21 protein-coding genes are annotated in these 19,398 nt (G+C 55.4%); 7 read left to right on the forward strand and 14 right to left on the reverse strand.

Translation table 11 applies throughout. The features are described from left to right. Window positions 1-31 precede the first annotated feature (31 nt). The 3 genes from G523_RS0106560 to rpoH form a co-directional block, all read right to left on the reverse strand. On the reverse strand, window positions 32-367 hold the full coding sequence (locus tag G523_RS0106560; protein ID WP_022694238.1) for an RcnB family protein: 336 nt from the start codon (window positions 365-367) through the stop codon (window positions 32-34). A gap of 75 nt (window positions 368-442) precedes the next feature. After that, complete coding sequence (locus tag G523_RS0106565) at window positions 443-637, reverse strand: hypothetical protein (protein ID WP_022694239.1); 195 nt, start codon at window positions 635-637, stop codon at window positions 443-445. Between the two features lie 71 nt (window positions 638-708). Beyond that, a complete protein-coding gene (gene rpoH, locus G523_RS0106570; protein ID WP_022694240.1) occupies window positions 709-1,599 on the reverse strand; it encodes an RNA polymerase sigma factor RpoH in 891 nt (296 codons plus the stop codon). 304 nt (window positions 1,600-1,903) lie between these two features. Here rpoH and G523_RS0106575 point away from each other — a divergent pair, with 304 nt between their 5' ends. Then, complete coding sequence (locus G523_RS0106575; RefSeq protein ID WP_162141031.1) at window positions 1,904-4,255, forward strand: methyl-accepting chemotaxis protein; 2,352 nt, start codon at window positions 1,904-1,906, stop codon at window positions 4,253-4,255. A gap of 59 nt (window positions 4,256-4,314) precedes the next feature. On the opposite strand, the gene G523_RS18335 is transcribed toward G523_RS0106575, so the two are convergent. After that, entirely contained in the window at window positions 4,315-4,893 is a 579-nt protein-coding gene (locus G523_RS18335; protein ID WP_022694242.1) for a superoxide dismutase family protein, read from the reverse strand. 153 nt (window positions 4,894-5,046) lie between these two features. Here G523_RS18335 and G523_RS0106585 point away from each other — a divergent pair, with 153 nt between their 5' ends. After that, window positions 5,047-5,484, forward strand: coding sequence for a hypothetical protein (locus G523_RS0106585; protein ID WP_022694243.1), 438 nt, complete (start codon window positions 5,047-5,049; stop codon window positions 5,482-5,484). 2 nt (window positions 5,485-5,486) lie between these two features. Here the strand turns inward: G523_RS0106585 and G523_RS0106590 are convergent, their stop codons facing one another. Both G523_RS0106590 and G523_RS18340 read right to left on the reverse strand, forming a co-directional pair. Then, complete coding sequence (locus tag G523_RS0106590; RefSeq protein ID WP_022694244.1) at window positions 5,487-6,545, reverse strand: RluA family pseudouridine synthase; 1,059 nt, start codon at window positions 6,543-6,545, stop codon at window positions 5,487-5,489. Window positions 6,546-6,603: 58 nt separating this feature from the next. Further along, window positions 6,604-7,221 (reverse strand): TetR-like C-terminal domain-containing protein, encoded by a 618-nt coding sequence (locus G523_RS18340; RefSeq protein ID WP_022694245.1) that lies wholly within the window; start codon window positions 7,219-7,221, stop codon window positions 6,604-6,606. 282 nt (window positions 7,222-7,503) lie between these two features. Between G523_RS18340 and G523_RS18345 the strand changes: the two genes are divergently transcribed. The 3 genes from G523_RS18345 to G523_RS18350 all read left to right on the forward strand — a co-directional run bounded on the left by G523_RS18345 (window position 7,504) and on the right by G523_RS18350 (window position 11,147). Then, a complete protein-coding gene (locus tag G523_RS18345; RefSeq protein ID WP_022694246.1) occupies window positions 7,504-8,631 on the forward strand; it encodes a TolC family protein in 1,128 nt (375 codons plus the stop codon). An 85-nt stretch (window positions 8,632-8,716) separates the two neighbouring features. After that, window positions 8,717-10,453 (forward strand): alkaline phosphatase D family protein, encoded by a 1,737-nt coding sequence (locus G523_RS0106605; protein WP_022694247.1) that lies wholly within the window; start codon window positions 8,717-8,719, stop codon window positions 10,451-10,453. A gap of 34 nt (window positions 10,454-10,487) precedes the next feature. Then, complete coding sequence (locus G523_RS18350) at window positions 10,488-11,147, forward strand: RluA family pseudouridine synthase (RefSeq protein ID WP_022694248.1); 660 nt, start codon at window positions 10,488-10,490, stop codon at window positions 11,145-11,147. 46 nt (window positions 11,148-11,193) lie between these two features. On the opposite strand, the gene G523_RS0106615 is transcribed toward G523_RS18350, so the two are convergent. The 3 genes from G523_RS0106615 to folE all read right to left on the reverse strand — a co-directional run bounded on the left by G523_RS0106615 (window position 11,194) and on the right by folE (window position 12,609). After that, the gene (locus G523_RS0106615; RefSeq protein ID WP_022694249.1) at window positions 11,194-11,424 is read right to left on the reverse strand and encodes a dodecin family protein; all 231 of its coding nucleotides are present in this window, start codon (window positions 11,422-11,424) and stop codon (window positions 11,194-11,196) included. Between the two features lie 159 nt (window positions 11,425-11,583). Next, window positions 11,584-11,973, reverse strand: coding sequence for a phosphoribosyl-AMP cyclohydrolase (gene hisI / locus G523_RS0106620; protein WP_022694250.1), 390 nt, complete (start codon window positions 11,971-11,973; stop codon window positions 11,584-11,586). Between the two features lie 21 nt (window positions 11,974-11,994). Then, entirely contained in the window at window positions 11,995-12,609 is a 615-nt protein-coding gene (gene folE, locus G523_RS0106625; RefSeq protein ID WP_027441516.1) for a GTP cyclohydrolase I FolE, read from the reverse strand. 331 nt (window positions 12,610-12,940) lie between these two features. On the opposite strand from folE, the gene G523_RS18355 reads away from it, so the two are divergent. Next, on the forward strand, window positions 12,941-14,281 hold the full coding sequence (locus tag G523_RS18355) for a DUF2254 domain-containing protein (protein ID WP_022694253.1): 1,341 nt from the start codon (window positions 12,941-12,943) through the stop codon (window positions 14,279-14,281). 54 nt (window positions 14,282-14,335) lie between these two features. Here G523_RS18355 and G523_RS0106640 read toward each other — a convergent pair whose 3' ends face one another. Next, window positions 14,336-14,707 carry an RcnB family protein gene (locus tag G523_RS0106640; protein WP_022694254.1) on the reverse strand — a complete coding sequence of 124 codons (372 nt, stop codon included), beginning with the start codon at window positions 14,705-14,707 and terminating at the stop codon, window positions 14,336-14,338. 89 nt (window positions 14,708-14,796) lie between these two features. Beyond that, window positions 14,797-15,462: a hypothetical protein gene (locus G523_RS0106645; protein ID WP_022694255.1), complete on the reverse strand. Its 666-nt coding sequence runs from the start codon at window positions 15,460-15,462 to the stop codon at window positions 14,797-14,799. A 212-nt stretch (window positions 15,463-15,674) separates the two neighbouring features. Here G523_RS0106645 and G523_RS18360 point away from each other — a divergent pair, with 212 nt between their 5' ends. Then, window positions 15,675-17,438 carry an ATP-binding protein gene (locus G523_RS18360; RefSeq protein ID WP_022694256.1) on the forward strand — a complete coding sequence of 588 codons (1,764 nt, stop codon included), beginning with the start codon at window positions 15,675-15,677 and terminating at the stop codon, window positions 17,436-17,438. Window positions 17,439-17,496: 58 nt separating this feature from the next. Here the strand turns inward: G523_RS18360 and G523_RS0106655 are convergent, their stop codons facing one another. Genes G523_RS0106655 through G523_RS0106665 form a run of 3 tightly spaced genes read right to left on the reverse strand, consistent with a single transcriptional unit; the run spans window position 17,497 to window position 19,388 of the window. Beyond that, window positions 17,497-18,102 (reverse strand): phage tail protein, encoded by a 606-nt coding sequence (locus G523_RS0106655; protein ID WP_162141032.1) that lies wholly within the window; start codon window positions 18,100-18,102, stop codon window positions 17,497-17,499. Window positions 18,103-18,127: 25 nt separating this feature from the next. Then, complete coding sequence (locus G523_RS0106660) at window positions 18,128-18,736, reverse strand: phage tail protein (protein WP_022694258.1); 609 nt, start codon at window positions 18,734-18,736, stop codon at window positions 18,128-18,130. 40 nt (window positions 18,737-18,776) lie between these two features. Next, entirely contained in the window at window positions 18,777-19,388 is a 612-nt protein-coding gene (locus G523_RS0106665; RefSeq protein ID WP_022694259.1) for a phage tail protein, read from the reverse strand. Window positions 19,389-19,398: the final 10 nt, after the last annotated feature.

A 19,398-nucleotide genomic window follows, 5' to 3' on the forward strand; every position in this document is an offset into this window, starting at 1 on the left:
CGCGTCAGACTATTGGGCAATATTTGTCGGATTATGAGATGGCCGCGCCACCTGCAATGTCGCGAATAACCAGCTCGACCAAGCCGCTATCAGGGCGCACCAGATAGGCATCATCATCGATGAGAACCCATTCCTGACCGCGCGGGGCAGACGGCAAACCATAGGCGTAATAATCCTGCCAGTCGCGCACGCCAAACTCTACAGGGATGACGTCGCCGCGGTCGTAAGTCATGCTGACTTCAGGGGCTTGTGGAGCGAAATAATAAGCCGGTTCCGGCTGGACTGATGTTGCCGGGTCTTCGGCAAAAGCCATCGGGGAAAGTGTAAGAAGGGCCATTGCCAGGCCAAGGTTCATGAGGGGGCGCATGTGAATATCTCCGTTGCTTAATCAACGGAGGAACCCGCAAACGGTTCCGCATTTTCTGGCTGTGGTGTCTGGCGATTATTCGCTGACGGGCTGGTCGGCAATGCCGCTCAGATAGCTATCGTCATCAATACGGGGATCGGCCTGCGAAAGAATAAGGTTCGGGCATTTGTCCGAACCGGCCTTTTCAATGGCTTCGCGGCTTATCTTGGCCACTCCGGCATCTGAACCAAATTGCAGATGCCGTGAGTCGCGAATGTTTGACTGTGTCATGTGTTCTCTCCCGGAGAATGCGTGTTGTCCCCACGCCTATAGGGAGAGAATGGACCGAAATTCTAAAAAAACTATGGCTTAAGCGGGAGGCCTTCTTCTTTTGCCGCCCGAACCATAGCTTTTTGCAGTTTTTCAAACGCGCGCACCTCAATCTGGCGGATACGTTCGCGGGAGACATTGTAGACCTTGGAGAGGTCTTCCAGTGTCACCGGCTCGTCTTTCAGGCGGCGCTCCGTGATGATGTGCTTTTCGCGGTCATTCAGATCTTCCATGGCGCGCTCCAGAAGCGTCATGCGCGCATCGAATTCCTGACGGTCCGCAAACTCACGGGCCTGACCCGGATTGGTTTCATCTTCCAGCCAGTCCTGCCACTCGCCATCGCCTTCCGTGCCGCCGATTGGCGCGTTGAGAGAGGCATCAGACGCAGACATGCGCCCATTCATGGAAATGACTTCGTCTTCGGAGACGTTGAGGCGGGTGGCGATTTCTGTGACCTGTTCCGGACGCAGATCGCCGCTTTCAATCGCGTTGATCTCGCCTTTAATGCGGCGCAGATTGAAGAAGAGCTTTTTCTGGGCGGCGGTCGTGCCGAGTTTTACCAGCGACCAGCTACGCAGAATGTATTCCTGAATAGAGGCGCGAATCCACCACATCGCGTAGGTCGCGAGGCGGAAGCCTTTATCCGGATCGAATTTTTTGACGGCCTGCATCAGGCCCACATTGCCTTCTGACACCACTTCAGCCATCGGCAGGCCGTAGCCGCGATAGCCCATCGCGATCTTGGCGACGAGGCGCAGGTGAGAGGTCACCATTTTTTCCGCAGCTTCAGAGTCTTCGTGCTCCTGCCAGCTTTTCGCCAGCATGAATTCTTCCTCTTTGGAAAGCATTGGAAATTTGCGGATTTCGGTCAGATACCGAGAAAGGCCCTGTTCAGGTGACAGAGCGACTGATGTCCCAGCCATGTAATTACCTCCCATGAAAGACTCGCCTACTCACTAAGTGACGTTTGCGAACGTTCCAGGTTTCAAAAAAATCGCCCATCTGAGATGCAGCAATCAACCATGCATGCCCCGTCAGCATCGGCAGCATACCTATGCTATGTAGGTACAATTTGAGCTCATTGAACCCGTTCTTGCCAAAAAAGAAGCGCAAATTTTGGTAACGTTTCCTTGTGCGAGCTTCAGGAAAACACTCGTTCCGGTAGAATAAAGTTAACCCATACGCGCTATACATTAGGCATTTAGACAAGCTGTGTGGGAGATGTACGTGCTGGAACGTATGCTATCGTCACTTTCAATTAAGTTGAAAATGGGGCTCGCCGTCGCGCTACCGACGATTGGGCTTATTGTGTTTGCCGTCGCGTTTTGCGTTGGGCAATGGAAGTCTGTCGAGAGCATGCGCCATACGGTGCAATTGACAGAATTTTCTCAGTCAGTGAGCGAACTTGTTCACGAGCTTCAAGTGGAGCGTGGCCGAACCGCTGGGTATATCGGCTCGGGCAAGGCGGCTGATGCTGAATCCAGCCTTGAGACGCAAATGCGACGTGTCAATCAGTTCCGCGAGAGCTTTATAGAAACGGCTTCATTATTCCGCGACGACCTTGAGACAGACTTGCAGCGTGAACATTTGCAAGCGGTTCTGACCAACCTTGATGGTCTCGACGCGCACAGGAACGCCGTACGCACTGAGGCACTGACAGTTGCGCAGGCGGTTGGTGAATACACCCATACGATCAACGATCTCATTGCGCTCATTGCTGACGAAGCTGCTCTGGTCGGCGATGCCGATCTTTCCGGCGCGCTTCAGGGATTGTTGCAGTTGACCAATGCCAAGGAAGCCGCGGGACTTGAACGCGCACGCGGTAGCGCAGCACTGGCTGCAGGTGAGATGAACGAGGTGGCGCATCAGGCCCTATTGTCTCTCAGTACAATCCAGCAAGAGCAGTTTTCAAACTACCGTTCGTCTATGACAGACGAATGGGAGCGTGCGCTTGACGGTGTCGAGCAGGGCGCGGTTGGCACGCGTATCGCATCGATCCGTGAGAACCTGCACCGCGCCGGGTATGACGGCCAGCTTCCGGATGTCACCAGCAATGAATGGTTCGAGCTTACAACACAGCGTATTGACCGGCTTATGGCGATTACCGACGATGTTTCAGAACATATCCGCTCGATTGCGCTCGCAAAACAATCACAACTTCAGACGCTTGTGTGGACAGTTATCGCTATGTCTGTCGTGTTGACGCTTATCACGATGGTCGCGTCGTACATTCTGGTTTCAAGCATTGTGCGACCAATGGAAAACATCACAAAGTCGCTCGACCAGCTTTCTAAAGGCGAGACCGAGGTGAAAATCTCCGGCACGGAACGCGGTGATGAAATCGGTGTTCTTGCGCGTGCAGCACGTCAGTTTATGGAGCTGTCGCGTCAACGCGAGGCTCTGATGAAGCAAAACGCTGAGAATGAACAGAAAGCGATGGTTGAGCGCCGTAATGTTCTTGACCAAATGGCGCGTCAGGTCGAAGAGGCGACGCATTCAACTGTGTCAAAAATTGTGGTGACTGCGGAAGAGCTGGCTTCGAATGCAAGCAGTATGCGTTCGCGTCTGAGTGATGCGTCTTCGAATGCAAGCAAGGCCAATCAGGCGACTTCAGAGTCTCTGGACGGTACGCAACGGGCTTCTGATCTGGCTGATGAACTGAACGCGGCAATCGCCGAAGTGGCTGAAAGCATTATGCGCGGCGATAAGATGGCACGTGAAACCGTTCAGCTGGCTGTTGATTCCCGTCAGACGGTTGAAGAGCTTGATGAGGCGACACAGCAAATCGGTGACTTCGTTCGTGTCATCACCGAGCTTGCCGAGCAGACAAATCTTCTTGCCCTCAACGCCACGATTGAGTCCGCACGTGCAGGTGAACACGGCAAAGGCTTTGCTGTCGTGGCGTCCGAGATCAAACAGCTCGCATCTCAGACCAATACATCTGCGACGCAGATCACCGAGCGTGTCGGGCAGATTCAGTCGCGCACTCGTACGGCTGTCGATGCAATCAACCGCATCTCATCTTCTATCGAGCAGCTTGGCGGTGTGACATCATCTGTGGCTGCCGCGGTTGAAGAACAGCGTGCTTCTACGGACTCCTTTACCGGCTTCCTCAATAGTAATCGTGCGGCGATTGAAGATGTGGCCCGACAGGTCGCAGATCTCACGCGAATTACTCAGGAAACCTCTGAAAGCGCGACGTCCATGTCTCGTCAGGTAGATGAGATGACCACTGCGTCTCGGTCAGCGAATGAGGAGATTCCGCAAATCGTCCAGCGTGCGGTTGCGGCGGCGGATAACCGCGGTGCACCGCGAACCAAAACCGAACAGCCTGTGACCGTTACTCAGAACAATTCGTCACGTCCGGCGGTTCTGAAAGATGTGTCCAGCAGCGGTGCACGTCTCAATCAGCCGAGCTCGGGCAAGGTCGACCTCACCCTTCCCGGTCAGATGGGGCAGGTGAAGGCTAAAACGGCATGGTCAAATGAGACGGAATCAGGTGTCGAGTTTGAAGAAACCCTGTCTGGCAATCTGATGGAACGTCTGATCGCGATGGCAAAGAAGGACAGCGCTGCCTGATCGAGGGCATCGGACGCTGAAATAGAAACGGGGCCGTGTGGCCCCGTTTTTTTGTTGGTCTAGTTGATGACTGCGCAGGCAACACGGGGGCCTGCTCCGCCAATCGGCTGGGACACATGATCGTCCTCGTCAGCGTGAATAATCAGCGCTGCGCCATCGTCATCGAGAAGTTCTGAGCCGGTTGTGAGTGTTGTGAAGGCTTCATAGCCAGCCGACCCGTTCGCCGCGACCCAGATGTTCGGAATGTCGCCGCCTTCCGGGCCAGCCGGATTAAGCAGGCCGTGGCCGCCTTCGACCTTGCCAATATGGCCGCCAGAATTCGTGAATGTGCCAATGTCAGAGCAATCACCGATCTGGTGCAGGTGCAGGCCATGCCAGCCAGGCTCAAGCGAACCCGGCTGAACAGTCACGCGCAGCAGAACGCCGTTAGAGCCTTCAATCAGATTGACGGCACCAATCTCTGCGCCATCAACGCCGGTCAGCGTGCCGCGAGCATTCAACATGCTTGGCAGGCTCTCGCCGGATGTTTCTGTCGGCAGAGGTGTTTCAGGTGCCGGTTCTGTTTGTGGGGTTTCTGCCTGTGAGCAGGCCGTCATGAAAAGTGCGGTAGCTGCAGTAAGTAGCAGTTTGTTCGTCATGTCTGGTCTTCCCTTGTTAGGTGCAAAACGCAGACTGACAGGCGTGGTTCCCACGTAAAGCTAAAAACGATGTATTCAGGTACAGACTGACATATGCGCGTTTTTCAGTCTTGGTTTCTCATGTGTTAGACTGGCGCAAACCGGGAGGGGTGGATGAGCTTTCTATCACGACGAGGCGTTCTGGCCGCTGCAATTGTTTCTTTGGTGTTTGCTCCTGCTATCGTCGCGCAGGAAGGTAATGAAATAGACTTTCACGTCGAGGTGACGATTAACGGTCAGGGTGTTCCCGTCATATACGTTTCAGGCGGGATGCCCTTGGATGAAGGTCGTCGCGCGGAAAATGGCAGTGTCATGCATTCGGAGGTTTCGCCTCTCACGCTGGGCGCTGACGCCGAGGGCATGAAGGAAATACTGGAGCTGATCGAAGAGGCGCTTTCAGCGCGTCGTGGCCCGCTCATCGAAGTCACGCGCGAAACGCGTGCTGGCAAAGTGAGTCAAACATTCATCGGGGCCGATCCCGGGTCTGTAGAGGCGGATGAGAACACAGGCGAGATAACGATCAAGCCGATCCGGCTGGAACTGAATGCTTAGGCTTACATCGCCCGCAGTTTAGCCATCAGTTCAGCCATGTCGTCAGGTGGTGGCTGTTCAAAGTGCAGCGCCTCTCCTGTGACGGGGTGTTCAAAACCCAGAATGTAAGCGTGTAGCGCCTGACGACGGAACTGACGCGCAGCGGTTGTTGCCTCGATGAAGGCCTCACCCTCACCGAAGGCTTTGATGCCCTTGTGCTTGCCATAGACCGGATCACCGATCACTGGCGCGCCGATATGGGCCATATGCACGCGAATCTGGTGCGTGCGGCCTGTCTCAAGACGACATTCAACCATCGCCGCAGCAGGCAGGCCTGATTTCTCGTCCAGATGGCCGAAGCCTTCCAGCGTCGTATAGTTGGTGATGGCGTGCTTGCCTTTTTCGACATAGCCGTCACCGCCTTCCGGTTCGTGCCAGTCCGCAGAGGGGGCACGTACGCTTTCACGGACGACTTCCATCTTCTTTCGGTCGGATGATGAGCGGTCGATACGGGTCTCGATGCGTCCGATAAGCGGACGCGGTGCGCCGCGCGTAATGGCAAGATAGCGCCGGTCCATGTCATGCGCCTGAAAACGGGCAACGAGGCCTGTGTGAGCGACTTCGGATTTCGCCACCACCATGACGCCGGATGTATCTTTGTCGAGGCGGTGTACAATGCCGGGGCGCGCAACGCCGCCAATGCCGGAGAGGCTGTCGCCGCAATGGTGCAGAAGCGCGTTCACCAGAGTGCCGCTCCAGGCACCGGGTGCCGGATGTACGACCATGCCGCATGGCTTGGCAATGACAATGAGATGCTCGTCCTCGAACAGGACGTCCAGCAGAATATCTTCCGGCTGCGGTGTGGCGGGTTCAGGATCGGGCAGGGTGAGTGTGTAGGTCTCGCCTTCACTCACCTTGAATTTCGGGTCGATTGGTTTGTCATGCCCCGCAATGACCTGACCATCGTCGATCAGCCCTTTCAGGCGCGAGCGTGACAGGTCCGAAAGCTGGTTTGCGAGCCAACGGTCAAGACGCGTTCCGGCTGCGTCGGCCTCTACGGTAAAATTATGTGTGCTGGGCATGCGGCGTCTTTACCGCGAGTTCCGACAAAAGGGAACTCGCTTGACGCAGGGCGACGGTTTATCCGCGAAGGTGATCCATCAGGCCTGTTACAGCATTGATGCTGGTGGACTCAGGGAAGGGTGCACGAAGCACGATAAGGCGGTGCCAGAGCGGGCCGAAGAGAATTTCCATAGCCATATCGACATCATATAGCTGGCGGATTTCTTTCTTCGCGCGGGCGGTCGCAAGAACCTGCTTGAGGGGGCGCTTGAAATGGTCATTGATGTGCGCGCGGAACAGCTTGTTGGCGTCTGCCTCATCGGCTGCGGCCAGAAGGGCGCTACGCATGAGGATCGCATCGCTACCGGAGCGCGCCATGTCGACCACCGGGTCAATCAGACGGGCCAGTTGTTCGTTAAGCGGGTGATGGTCGCTGATGACCGGCGTTTCGAGAACATCCAGAACCGCATCAACAACCAGACACGCAGGCGACGGCCAGTACTCTTCAATCTGCGCTGTCGGGGCTTTTACATGGTTGAGGGCCGATTGAAGGTCAAAATCTCTCCAGCCTGAACGACGAATTTCTTCGAGGGCCGCAGCCATGATTGCATTGCGTGAAGCCGAGCCCTGCGAAAAGCGACGGGTATCCGGCTGGATGTTGAAGTCGACGACTGTTTCTGCGTGGGCGGCGGACATGGGCGGGGTTCCATTTTAGTGATGTTGAAGTCTGGAAGGTAAACGTCCGAAACTGGCAGTTTGGTTCCATTTGAAGGCGAAAAAACTGTGCTAGCCGCTGAAAGGTTTTACGGTTTTGTTCGGTTGGAATGGTGATAAACTGTATGTATTGAGAGGCTTGAGGCGCGCGCGCCAAGATCATGTCCGCATGAAACGTCGAAGCCGGGCAGGATTGTATTGCAGCCACATTTTCGCCTTTATTAGTAAGTAAACAATCGCTCACATTTTGTGTGAGGGATGTTTATGACTGAAAATTCTCGTAGACCGCAGCAGATTTACTTTGTCGTGATGTGGCTGATTTCCATTGTTTTCGCAGGGTGCCTGATTGGTCTCGGAAGTCTGGTGATCCGTGATCTGCCGACGATAACCGACCAGAGATCCATTGATAGTTTCATCGACAGAGAGGCAAAAGCGGAGCTCGATGCTGAGCTGGCGGTGGTCGATGCGGCAATAAATGATGCCGTTATAGCTGTTGAAGATCATCAGACCCGCGTTGAAATTGCCGAAACTGAGCTGGCGTCAGCGACGGATGCGCTGAATGCTTGGTTCGATAACCGCACCGTTACCGAAGCCGTCGACCAGAACCCGGAAGTGGCGGCGCGAACACTGAACCTTGAAGTCGTCCGTGACCGGCTCGCCAATGTTCAGATCGAACAAGCCGCGCTTGAGCGCGATGTGAGCCAGCTGCGCCGCGAACGTGTAGACGTTCAGCAGAGTCTGGGCCGCCTGCGTCTTGAGGCACAGCCTGAATTCGATGCTTATTTCACCGGTGTTGAGACGCGCGTATTTCTCTATCGTCTCATGCTGACCCTGCCGCTGCTTCTGATTTCGGGGTATCTCATGGTGAAGCATCGAAAGGGTAATTACTGGCCGCTTTATCGGGGCTTTATGATTTTCTCGGCCTTTGCCTTCTTTGTAGAGCTGGTGCCCTACCTTCCAAGCTATGGCGGTTATGTGCGTTATGGTGTGGGTGTGATCATCGCGATTGCAGTCGGCCATTTCACCATTCTTGGTATGAAAGCCTATCTTGCGCGCCAGAAGGCGGCCGAAAAGCGCTCCGAACCGGAACGTCGCAAAGCTATTCCGAATGAATTGGCGTTGAAAAAGCTGAGCTCAGGTGTGTGTCCGGGATGTGATCGCAGCGTGTCGGTTTCCATGTCTTCGGGAAGTGATTTCTGCCCGCATTGTGGCCTGCGCATCAAAGCTGATTGCGGCGGGTGCGGTGAACATAAGCTGGTCTTCTATCAATACTGTAAAACCTGCGGGCATGACTGTACGCACGACCATGATGAGGCGATGTCACCGGACCATAACCACGCCCATAATGACGGACCCGAACCGTCCGGAGGTCTGCAACCTTCCCCCGCGTAATCTGGACCAGTCTCCTCCTGAGTGTCACAACCTCGTCGCAGAGCTGAGCTAAGCGAAGCGGAACGGGCTCTCAGGAGGACATGCCATGGATATTTCTCGTCGTAAGGTATTTGGACTGATGGCGGGCGCCGCCGGTGGATTAAGTCTCGGCGCATGCGCGTCAGGCCGTTCTGTTTCAGAATACAGCCGCGAGAAAAGCCCGGTCGGTGTCAGCTTCGATCACGGTGTCGCCTCTGGTGACGCGACGCACGATTCTTTCATTCTCTGGACGCGGGTCACACCTGAGCGTGATACCAATGAACCGATCTGGGTGACGATCTTCTACGGCACGGACCGCGCTACGATTGAGTCGCTTGAAGACGGCACGATGGGCGAGGGCGTGGATTTCATTCCGGTGAACACGGGTATCAACCGCGATTATACGGTGAAAGCGGACTTCCAGAATTTGCCGTCTGACACGGTGTATCACTACCGGTTCGCGGTCGAGACAGATGCGGGCATGGTTTTCTCGCCAGTCGGTAAAACGCGAACGCTTCCGGCAAGCGGCGGAGAGCAGGCAAACCTCGCAGTGATATCCTGCTCGAACTGGCCGTTCGGCTATTTCAACGTCTATAAAGCCATCGCCCAGCGCGATGATGTGGACGCGGTGATCCACCTTGGCGACTATATCTATGAGTATGGCGTCGATGGTTATGGTGGTCAGATCGGTGAGCAGATCGGTCGTCGTCATGATCCTGTGACAGAGATCGTCACGCTTGAAGACTACCGCACCCGTCACGCGCAATATAAGTCCGATCCGGACCTGCAGGCCGCCCATGCGATTGCACCATGGTATTGTACCTGGGACGATCATGAGAGCACGAACAACTCCTATCGTTCGGGCGCTGAAAACCACAATCCGGAGAACAATGAAGGTGACTGGACGGCCCGTAAACAGGTTGCGGTCCAAGCCTATATGGAATGGATGCCAGTGCGCGAGCTTCAACCGGGCCGCGCCGCAGAATCGATTTACCGCAGCGCGGACTGGGGTGATCTGGCGTCTATCTTCATGCTGGAATCGCGCCTGACAGGTCGGTCTGACGAGATTTCATGGTTCTCCGAAGTTCGCGGTGATATGGCGCCGGAAGAGATTATGGCGACCGTTCAGGATGTGAATAATCGCGTGAATGACCCGTCACGCACAATGCTCGGCGGTATTCAGGAAGGCTGGCTCGCTGACGGCATGAAGTCTTCGGTTGAGGGCGGCAAGACATGGCAGCTTCTCGCCAATCAGGTTATCATGGCGAATGTGAAACTGCCGAATTTGACAGAGACGCTCACACCGGAAGAGATCGGCATGTTGCCGGCTGGTTATGTAAATATGCTCGTGCCGTTCTCCACACTGGGGCAGTCTTTCAACCTTGATGCGTGGGATGGTTTCCCGGCAGCCCGTCAGCGTCTCTACGATGCGGCGAAGGACGCCGGCGCGAACATGCTGGTCATTACGGGTGACACACATACAGCCTGGGCGAATGACCTTAATGACAGTGGTGGTCTGGTTGGTGTCGAGTTTGGCTGTACGTCTGTTACGTCACCGGGCATGGGCACGAGCGCACCGATTGATCGCCTCGGCCAGCTTATGGCGGACGCGAATGATGATGTCGTCTGGTATGATCCGTTTGGACATGGCTACACCATGCTGAAACTGACACCTGAAAAGGCAACGGCCGACTATCACAAGGTCTCTACCGTTCTCGAGCGTGAGTTCACGACCGAAAAGGTCGCGACCTATGAAACAACGCTCGGTCCAAATGGCGTGACGCCTCTGCGTCCGGTCGTTTGATTGCAAGTGAACTGATTTCTGATATGGGCGGGGCATGAACGCCCCGCTCGATTATCGCCCTCCGGCTACTGACCTGCTTCCCGTCATCCATCTGGATGAGGCGATGATTGTGGTCGATAAACCGTCCGGGCTGTTGTCGGTTCCGGGCAGGCTGCCCCAGCATAAAGATAGTATGATCAGCCGTTTGCAGGCTGTGTATCCTGACGCGCTGACCGTGCACAGGCTGGATATGGATACGTCCGGCCTGATGGTATTTGCCCGTGGGTCGAAGGTGCATCGTACTCTCTCCAAAGCCTTTGAGGCGAAAGCCGTTTCAAAGCGCTATGTGGCGCTCGTGCGTGGCGTTGTGGCTGACGATGAGGGCGAGGTTGATCTGCCCATACTGAAGGACTGGCCGAACCGCCCGAAGCATATGGTCCATGAGGACGGTAAGCCTTCGCAGACGCGCTGGAAGGTCTTGGAGCGGCTGGATGAAAAAACGCTGGTCGAGCTGACACCGCTGACGGGCCGTACCCATCAGTTACGCATCCATATGGCTGAGCTGGGGCACGGTATTCTGGGCGATTGCTGGTATGGCAGCCCCGAAAGCATGGCGGGTGCTGCCCGGCTCTGCCTTCATGCGGCGGGTCTGTCATTTACCCATCCGGCGACGGGGCAGATGTGTTCGTTCGAGGCCGACGCCTCTTTCATGTAGAAACGGCGCCCTTGCGAGCGCCGTCATCAGGGCTTGAATGTGTGGCCTATTTCTTTTTCTTCTTCGGTGTCGCTGGCTCTTCAACTTCAAAAGTGAGTTGCAGATTGACCCGGTATTTCTTGATTTTACCGTCTTTGATGACCGTGGACATGTTGTTTACATTGGCAGATGCGAGGCCGCGAACGGTTTTCGAAAACCGTGCCACAGCTTTCTCGATCGCGTCTTCGAAAGACTTGCTGGATTCTGCGAGCACCTGCTCTGATTTCATGATTGCCATGATTTTACGCCTCACATTTCGATTTTAAGATGTGAGGAGTGTCATCCAGCTTTGAGCGATCGTCTAGGGCTGAGCGCAGAAAGACCGAGAAATCAAAGCGTTATTCCCGCGAGACGGAGTGTTCGGGCATTAGGCTCGCGTGAATGGCGAGGATTTGGCTCAGCCATCCGTCTTGACGAGACGGTTCGTTCCGTCAACGCGCCGGTAGAAGCAGGATTTCCGTCCGGTGTGGCAGGCCGCGTCTGTCTGGCGGATTTTCATGACAATGGCGTCCTGATCGCAGTCTGTGTAGACTTCGATGACGTCCTGAAAATGTCCTGAGGTTTCGCCTTTGACCCAGAGCTTGCCGCGCGAACGTGACCAGTAGGTGGCGCGGCCGGTCTCCAGCGTTGCAGCCAGAGCTTCGGCGTTCATCCAGGCAAGCATGAGGACGTCGCCGGTATCTGCGTCCTGCGCGACCGCGGCGATGAGGCCATTGGCATCAAACTTAGGACGAAACTCTTCAGTTTCGTCCTGTTCTTTTCCGGAAAGGGGCGGTTGAAAATTCATAGCCGCCTTATGCGCTAAGGCTTATTTGCCTGCAAGACGAAGGAAGCGGTCGCGCTTGTCTTTATCTGTTTTGAACACGCCAGTGAACTGGGTTGTGATTGTAGAGACGTCAGGGTGGTGCACTCCACGTGTCGTCATGCACTGGTGTTTCGCATCGATCAGAACCGCGCAGCCTGCTGGTGCAAGGCTTTCTGTGATCGCGTCACAGATTTGCGCTGTCATGGTTTCCTGCGTCTGGAGACGTTTTGCGAAAATCTCAACGACGCGTGCAAGCTTGGAAATGCCGACAACGGCATCTGTTGGCTGATACGCAACATAGGCTTTGCCAAGGAATGGCGCCATGTGGTGCTCACAATGGCTCTCTACGTCGATTTCGCGCAGCATGACGAGGTCATCATAGCCCTGAACGTCATCAAATGTGCGTGAAAGATAGGCAACCGGATCTTCTGTATAGCCGGAAAACCATTCTTCATAGGCTTTGACCACACGCTTTGGTGTATCAATAAGACCTTCACGTCGTGGGTCATCACCCGCCCATGCGAGCAGTGTCCGGACCGCGTCTTCCGCTTCTTCACGGGAAGGACGTGTGAGTGGTTCTGTGCGCTCGTAAGAGCCAGGTGTCGTGATCTTGTCCATGGTCATGGAAATCCTTGGTCTGAGGGACGAGGGTCGAGCCGGCTTGCGCCGGACTTAACGCCCGCCCGGGTGAATACCCTCAGGGCAGTAGAGGTCTGATATAGGGCTTAACTGTGCCTTTTACCAGCGTGTTTACGTTGGTTTCAGGAAAACGGATTTCAGAAAAACGTGATTTCTGAATCATTTTTTCCATTTTTCATGGGCGATCCAGAACCTTCCCCAGGGGCAGGGTATTCATCAGAAACGTCAGCTTCGGCGCACTGATAAAGTCTTCCGAAGAGGGAACCGTAGACACTTTTAAACGTTAGAACTCCCGAAAAATGGGGGTCCTTTGAAAAGTTACATTCTGAACACGCTGGATGACATCCGGTCGAGCTATTGGTTCATTCCGCTGGTTATGGCGATCATGGCCGCAGCGCTATCGTTTCTGGCCATTCGAGTGGATGCCTCTATTGAAAATGCTGCGCCTGACTGGCTCGGCTGGCTGTTCGATAACCAGCCCGATGGCGCGCGCGAGGTGCTTTCCACGGTCGCTGGCTCCATGGTGACCGTGGGCGGCGTTGTGTTTTCCATTACTCTGGTATCTGTATCGAACGCTGCGTTTCAGTTTGGTCCGCGCCTTCTGACGACATTCATGCGGGACAGATCTAATCAGATCACGCTCGGAACGTTCACAGCAACGTTTCTGTATTGCCTATTGGTTTTACGGGCCGTGCAAAGTGCACCAGCCGATGCAAGCGATGGCATGGCGTCAGAATTTGTACCTCATATCGCACTATTGGGGGCGATCGCGTTGGCGATCTGCTCAATCGGCGTTTTGATCTACTTCATCCACCACGTCCCGCAATCCATCCACGTCTCGCGTCTGGTCGCTGGCATTGGTAGTGAGCTGTGCAGCCAGCTGGATGAGCGGTTTCCGACGCCGTTAGGCGAGGCGAGCAATACCTCTGATCGTGGGGCTCTCGAAGAGAAGTTGTCAGAGGGGCGAGCCATTCGAGTCAGGAAATCCGGCTATATACGGATTATAGACGGTGACAGCCTCATCGCGCTCGCCAGCAAGTATGATCTCATGATTGAGCTGTTGTGCCTGCCGGGCGGCTTTATCACATCCGGTGACGCAGCCATGCGTGTTGTCGGGCTGGAGACGCACGAGGACTGTGACGCGATTGAGGATGAGCTTCGCGCTGTTGTCGCTCTTGGGGCCATGCGTACGCCAATGCAGGATGCCGGCTTTCTGGCTGAAGAACTTTCCGAGATTGCCCTGCGCGCGCTATCGCCGGGCGTGAACGACCCTCATACCGCGATCACCGCCATGCACTGGATGGGCGCATCGCTGACTCTGCTGGGAGAGCGCGAGGATTTGTCTTCGGTACGACGCGATGAGAATGATGCGCCGCGTGTACTCGCGCCCGTTGATGGGTTTGATAATTTGATGCGTGCAAGCCTGTGGCGCGTGCTGCCGTTCGCGGCGCGCAATGTGACGGCGGGCGAGCAGCTTGTTGCCATGACAGAACGTTTGCGGGCACGTCTTGGCGAGCCGCGCCGCAAGCAGCTGGATGATCTGATGGAGTGCTTCTTTGAAATCGCGCGTGAGAGCCTCACCGCAGAAGAAGTGAAATATCTGACGGCGAAGGCGCGAACCTGTCGAGAAAAAGCGCCAGAGCGGGTATAAACTCTGGCGCTATGGGAGCGGGGGAACGGGACCGCTCCCAGGTGTTCCTGAGAGTTAGTTCAGGAACTCCATAATAAGCTGCGATGCTGCAGCAACGAGGACGACCTCGTTATTATCTACCTGTGCATAGTAATGGCCGGACGGGGGAGGGGTCAGTCCATACCGGTCATAGTCACGGATTACACGGTAGTTGTTATATGTGCGGTCGCCATAACGGATCGCGTCGCGTTGGCCGTCTTCATAACCTTCCTGATAAGCTCTGCGCTCATCATCGCGGTCGCGCCAGTCCTGGCGGTCATTATCACAGCGTCCCTGCATTTCATGTCCTGGCGGACAGTGTGGCGGGTCGGCAAAGGCCGGTGCTGAGGTGCCGATCAGGCCGAGGGAGAGCGCTGATGCGGCAAACATTTTAGTCATGGGCGCCATGTCTGCCTCCTTAGTTGGTATGCAGACACAACGCGGCTTTGTGGGCGAACGTTCCGAGTATTACAGATGTTTCAGGCAGGCGATGCCGGTTAGTTCGGGCTGGTCACATAACGTGTGGCGTATGTGTGCGCTTCTTCAAAGCCGTGCGCCAGGTGGCGAATGACAACTCTGTCCTGCGAGCCTTCAGGTACGTAACTGAATTCGCAATCTCGCGTTTTCATCACATTGAGGAAGACCTGCGAGGCGCGTTCATCCAACAGTGCACGTCCATTAATTCCTTCACCGATCTGGCGTGTCCGGTTCCCGCACGCATAGGCCCAGCCTGTACCTTCCTGCGCGCTGTGTATCACGAGCGTAATTGTCGGCGCGCGTCCGGAGCGATGCTCGGTGACGGCCATGTTTGGAACCGGCACGGGATGGCCTGAAAGAATCTCGCCGGAGAAAGGCGCGACGTCGCAAGCGGCATGTTGGCTATTCCCGTTGCGGGAGTATTGGCAGCTTGCCATCCAGTTTCCTGTGGTGATGACGTGATTGCGCGAGTAAAGCCCGTCGCGCTCCTGAATGACATTGCGCATCGTCTGGAGTTCAAGCGGCAATGGCTCTGCAGATGGCGCGACGCCAGCGCCGCGAATGCGCTCTATGCGGGCAAGTTCGTCAGCACCGGGGGATGGGCAGGCTGCAAGCGTAACGGCGCCGCCCAAAAGGGCGAGTGCGCTAAGTAAGGCTTTGTTTCGAGCTCGTTTCACACCGGTCATGTCTGGTCACTCCTGCGGACAGTGTCGCGCAAAGCATTTTCCGGGCTGCAAATGGCAGCGGCGAAATTTGAAAGAAATTCCCCTCTGGTTAGTCTTTGTTAGACCCTTCCCGCTATAGGGAGGCACAGAATGATCGCGAGGGCTTGCGGGCTGGCTGATCATGTTTGAGGGGGGTGATCTACGGGAAAGGTTATCTCCGTTCGGGGTGGAGCATGACTTTAATCCAGCAATATGAGCACCTTCTTCGGATTGATCCGGAGACGCCGACCGAAGACCTGATCCGGTATCGTGCGATCTGGCTCGTCGGGCTGATGTTCGTGGTCATGCAGCTGATAAATCTGACTGTCATTTCGATCGATCACGGCGAATGGACGTATGATCACACCATCTGCACCGTCACTGTGGTTTGTATCGCCACCGCCGTACATGCGCTGCGCTGGTACAAAAATTACGATGTCTACGCCGTCATCTTCTCAGTTATGCTGTTTCTGGGGATGATTGCTTCGGCTTTGCCTCAAAATGCGGGTATCAACTCCGCGCTCGTGCCGCTGCTGATTGTCGGGCCGCTCTTGTGTGGATATATTTCGGGGCGACGAGCCGCGATAATTTTCTGGGCCGTTGGTACGCTGGTGATCTGTTTTCTGGCCTGGGTGACGTGGGATTCTCCGGTGCAATGGGCATCAGGCGAACGACATCGTGACCTGAACCGGGCAACCAACGCATTTTACTTCATGACACTTTCCGCCACTTTGTCAGCGATGCTGACGGGGCGTACTTTCATGGCGCTTCGTAAAATGCGAGAGAATGCCGAGCGTGCAGCGCGTGCAGAGGCGGCCCAGTCCGAGTTTCTGGCCAAGATGAGCCATGAGCTACGTACGCCACTACATGGCGTTATCGGGCTCACAGATGTTTTGATCAGGTCTGACCTGAACCGACGCGAGAAGGAGCTGACAGAGACGCTCCGCGAGTCAGGCGACTCTCTGCTCCTTATCCTCAATGATCTGCTGGACCTTTCTAAAATCGAAGCCGGTAAGATGACCATTACGCTTCAACCGGCCAATTTGCGTTCGGCGCTGGAAAAGGATGTTCAGGGCTGGGCAGAAGTCGCCAAAGCGCGTGGGCTCGGTTTCGTGGTCAGCCTTCCGGACGAGCTGAGTATCGGTGCCGAGCTGGATGAGCTGCGCTTGCGGCAGGTCGTGCATAATCTGATCTCCAACGCGGTGAAATATACTGATGCGGGCGAGGTGCGCTTTGAGGCGGAACTCACCGATTGCACTAATGACAGCGCGGTTCTCAAAATGCGGGTGAGTGATACCGGAAATGGCATTAGCCCCGATGCGGTGCCGCGTATTTTTGAAGCCTTTGTGCAGGGTGATGTCAGCGGGGATAATGTCGAGGGCGGCACGGGCCTCGGGTTGCCAATCTCACGCATGCTTATTGAGCTTATGGGTGGTGAGCTGACGCTTGAAAGAACTGGCCTTGAGGGCAGCGTGTTCTGCGCCCGCCTGCCTTTGCGTTGTGTAGAACAGCCGGAAGATGAAGAAGACGATCCGGTCGTGCTCTCCGAGCTTGGCGAGCTACGCGCGCTTGTTGTTGAGGACCATGAGGTCAACAAACTGGTGCTCGGCGAGTATTTGAAAATTTTGAATGTCGATTTCGAGATGGTCGAAGACGGCGTTGAGTGCCTGAAAAGGCTCGAAAATAACGCCTTCGATGTCATTCTCATGGATAAGAACATGCCGCGCCTGAACGGCGTTGAAACAACGCGTCTGATCCGTGAAAGCGGCAAGCATTTTGCCAATATCTATGTGGTGGCCGTGACAGCGGACGCGATGGTGGGTGAGCGGGAGCGTCTACTGGCGGGCGGTATGGACGATTTTATCTCCAAGCCGCTTCGTATCGAGGAGCTCCTGCGGGTGATGCAGGAAGCCCGGCTGCGCAAGCTAAACGCAACGGGGCTTCCGGCCGTTGATTGAAGGCGAGTCATTCATGATCAGCCCGCTATCGAGGAACGGGCTGGCCAGAAATTGTATCTTAAGAACGTGGCGGGAAGGTCCCGCTGACTGCGATGCACCACTTCATCGTCAGAGACGGTTGGGTGTTAAAGACTTGGGTATCTCCGGCGCCTTCAGTTGTAATGGCGTCCGGGGCAAAGTCCGGCCCGTTATTTGTTCCCAGATCCGTGTATGCCAGCGCAGTGCTCGGGAATTGAGCCATAAGTGCGCCATCGAATGAGGCGCTGTTTCGCTGGTCCGGAGACGCTTGCAGCGTGTGCGAGTGCTCGGGAAAGTTGGATTGGGAAATGTATGAGGTGTGTGAACCGTAATACATGCCCCATGGATAATTGTTCTGGAGGCCCAGTCCCAGTCCGTAATGCACCGGCACACGTCCGTTCAGGTTCGGAAGTGCCATATTGATCCGTCCGTCACCGCCATAGGTGGTGCCGATTAACGCGTAGAGTGCTGAATACTGTGCGATTTGCAGTGTCTGACCACTTGCTTCCATAAAGTCGCGCGGACAGAAATCGTACGAGGTGAGGATCACGTCGCCGATATATGGATCTGGACCGGCATTTGCGGTTCCTGTCGTGCCGAGCAATGCAGCGGCAGAGGCTATTGCGATAGAGAGCTTCTTTAGCATGTCTATTTTCCTTTTTTCGATCTGCTTAGCTGCGCGGCGGATAGGAGCCATCCACCGTGATGCAGTAACGCATCGCCAGAATCGGCTGCACATTGTTGACAGGATCCGGAGAAACGCTGCCGCTTGGACCGATCTGCGTTGACGCAAAATCATAGCTTGGATCGACGTTTGAGCCTGTGACCGCACGTAGTGGGGAAGCTGCGCTTGCCAGATGTGCATCGTCCGGATCGTTCGTGTTTGGCAGTTGCGAGGTGGTCAGAACGTTGTGATTGTGCGGTGGGATGTTCGCGACTGTCAGGTAATTATGTTCAATACCTGTCTCTGCACCCCAGGGATAATAGGTAAGTCCCGGGCCTTGTCCATAATGGACAGGTGCTCGTCCACGCAGGTCAGGCATGCCAAAGGTGGTCGTACCATTTCCCCCATATGTTGTGCCGTATAATGAAAACAGCGCACCATTGTCGGCAATCGTCATCAGCTGACCAACCGCTTCGACGGTGTTATATGGGCAATAGGATGCTGCCGTAACAATGATTTCACCCATATAGGTAGAAGGCCCCGCATGGGCGGTTCCGGACAGGGCTGCGCTGAATGCCGCAATACCCATGGATTTCAGAATTTGTGAGCGACGCATGTTCGTCTCCTCTTACTCGTGGAATTTCGGGATTGCTGGTTTAGCTGCGCGGTGGATAGTCGCCATTAATGTAAATGCACCAGCGCATCGCGATGATTGGCTGTCGGTTTTCGAATGGTTGGGACTGACCCGTCGTTGAAATCGAATCTGTGTCGAGCATCTCGTCCGGTGCGACTGGACCCGCATGGTAATAGTGCGCGGCAGACGGTAACGAACTCAGGTCGCCCAGCATCGCATTCGTCGAGTCGCCGGTATCTGTGTCTTCATTCGCCGACTGGAGCGCATGATTGTGCGTATACAGATTGGCGCTGCTCAGTGCGCGCGTTTCTGTTCCAGCCGTCTGACCTTGAATGAATGTTGGCCCACCGCCCAATGTCGTGCCTCTGCCCATAGGTATGCGGCCTCGCAAATCTGGCAGGTTGAAATTGCTTATCCCATTCCCGCCATACATCGTGCCGACCAGTGAATAGAGTGCCTGGTATGAGGCAATGTCCAGCGTCTGACCTTCGGCAGGCAAAGTGTTTCGGGGGCAATAACTTGACCCGTTCAAAATCACGTCACCGATGTACTGATAGTCGCCTGCGTCAGCGGCCCCCAGACACGTGAGCGATACAGCGGCCAGTGCGGCCCCTTTAAGTGTGTTCCTCATCATGAAACGTCCC

It is taken from the genome of Ponticaulis koreensis DSM 19734 (assembly GCF_000420665.1).
GTDB classification, from domain to species: Bacteria; Pseudomonadota; Alphaproteobacteria; order Caulobacterales; family Hyphomonadaceae; genus Ponticaulis; species Ponticaulis koreensis.

Bases quoted from the DNA above. Each gene is read 5' to 3' on its own strand.
- G523_RS0106560 (WP_022694238.1), bottom strand. From the start codon at position 367: ATGCGCCCCCTCATGAACCTTGGCCTGGCAATGGCCCTTCTTACACTT.
- G523_RS0106565 (WP_022694239.1), bottom strand. From the start codon at position 637: ATGACACAGTCAAACATTCGCGACTCACGGCATCTGCAATTTGGTTCA.
- rpoH (WP_022694240.1), bottom strand. From the start codon at position 1,599: ATGGCTGGGACATCAGTCGCTCTGTCACCTGAACAGGGCCTTTCTCGG.
- G523_RS18335 (WP_022694242.1), bottom strand. From the start codon at position 4,893: ATGACGAACAAACTGCTACTTACTGCAGCTACCGCACTTTTCATGACG.
- G523_RS0106585 (WP_022694243.1), top strand. From the start codon at position 5,047: ATGAGCTTTCTATCACGACGAGGCGTTCTGGCCGCTGCAATTGTTTCT.
- G523_RS0106590 (WP_022694244.1), bottom strand. From the start codon at position 6,545: ATGCCCAGCACACATAATTTTACCGTAGAGGCCGACGCAGCCGGAACG.
- G523_RS18340 (WP_022694245.1), bottom strand. From the start codon at position 7,221: ATGTCCGCCGCCCACGCAGAAACAGTCGTCGACTTCAACATCCAGCCG.
- G523_RS18345 (WP_022694246.1), top strand. From the start codon at position 7,504: ATGACTGAAAATTCTCGTAGACCGCAGCAGATTTACTTTGTCGTGATG.
- G523_RS0106605 (WP_022694247.1), top strand. From the start codon at position 8,717: ATGGATATTTCTCGTCGTAAGGTATTTGGACTGATGGCGGGCGCCGCC.
- G523_RS18350 (WP_022694248.1), top strand. From the start codon at position 10,488: ATGAACGCCCCGCTCGATTATCGCCCTCCGGCTACTGACCTGCTTCCC.
- G523_RS0106615 (WP_022694249.1), bottom strand. From the start codon at position 11,424: ATGGCAATCATGAAATCAGAGCAGGTGCTCGCAGAATCCAGCAAGTCT.
- hisI (WP_022694250.1), bottom strand. From the start codon at position 11,973: ATGAATTTTCAACCGCCCCTTTCCGGAAAAGAACAGGACGAAACTGAA.
- folE (WP_027441516.1), bottom strand. From the start codon at position 12,609: ATGGACAAGATCACGACACCTGGCTCTTACGAGCGCACAGAACCACTC.
- G523_RS0106640 (WP_022694254.1), bottom strand. From the start codon at position 14,707: ATGGCGCCCATGACTAAAATGTTTGCCGCATCAGCGCTCTCCCTCGGC.
- G523_RS0106645 (WP_022694255.1), bottom strand. From the start codon at position 15,462: ATGACCGGTGTGAAACGAGCTCGAAACAAAGCCTTACTTAGCGCACTC.
- G523_RS18360 (WP_022694256.1), top strand. From the start codon at position 15,675: ATGACTTTAATCCAGCAATATGAGCACCTTCTTCGGATTGATCCGGAG.
- G523_RS0106655 (WP_162141032.1), bottom strand. From the start codon at position 18,102: ATGCTAAAGAAGCTCTCTATCGCAATAGCCTCTGCCGCTGCATTGCTC.
- G523_RS0106660 (WP_022694258.1), bottom strand. From the start codon at position 18,736: ATGCGTCGCTCACAAATTCTGAAATCCATGGGTATTGCGGCATTCAGC.
- G523_RS0106665 (WP_022694259.1), bottom strand. From the start codon at position 19,388: ATGATGAGGAACACACTTAAAGGGGCCGCACTGGCCGCTGTATCGCTC.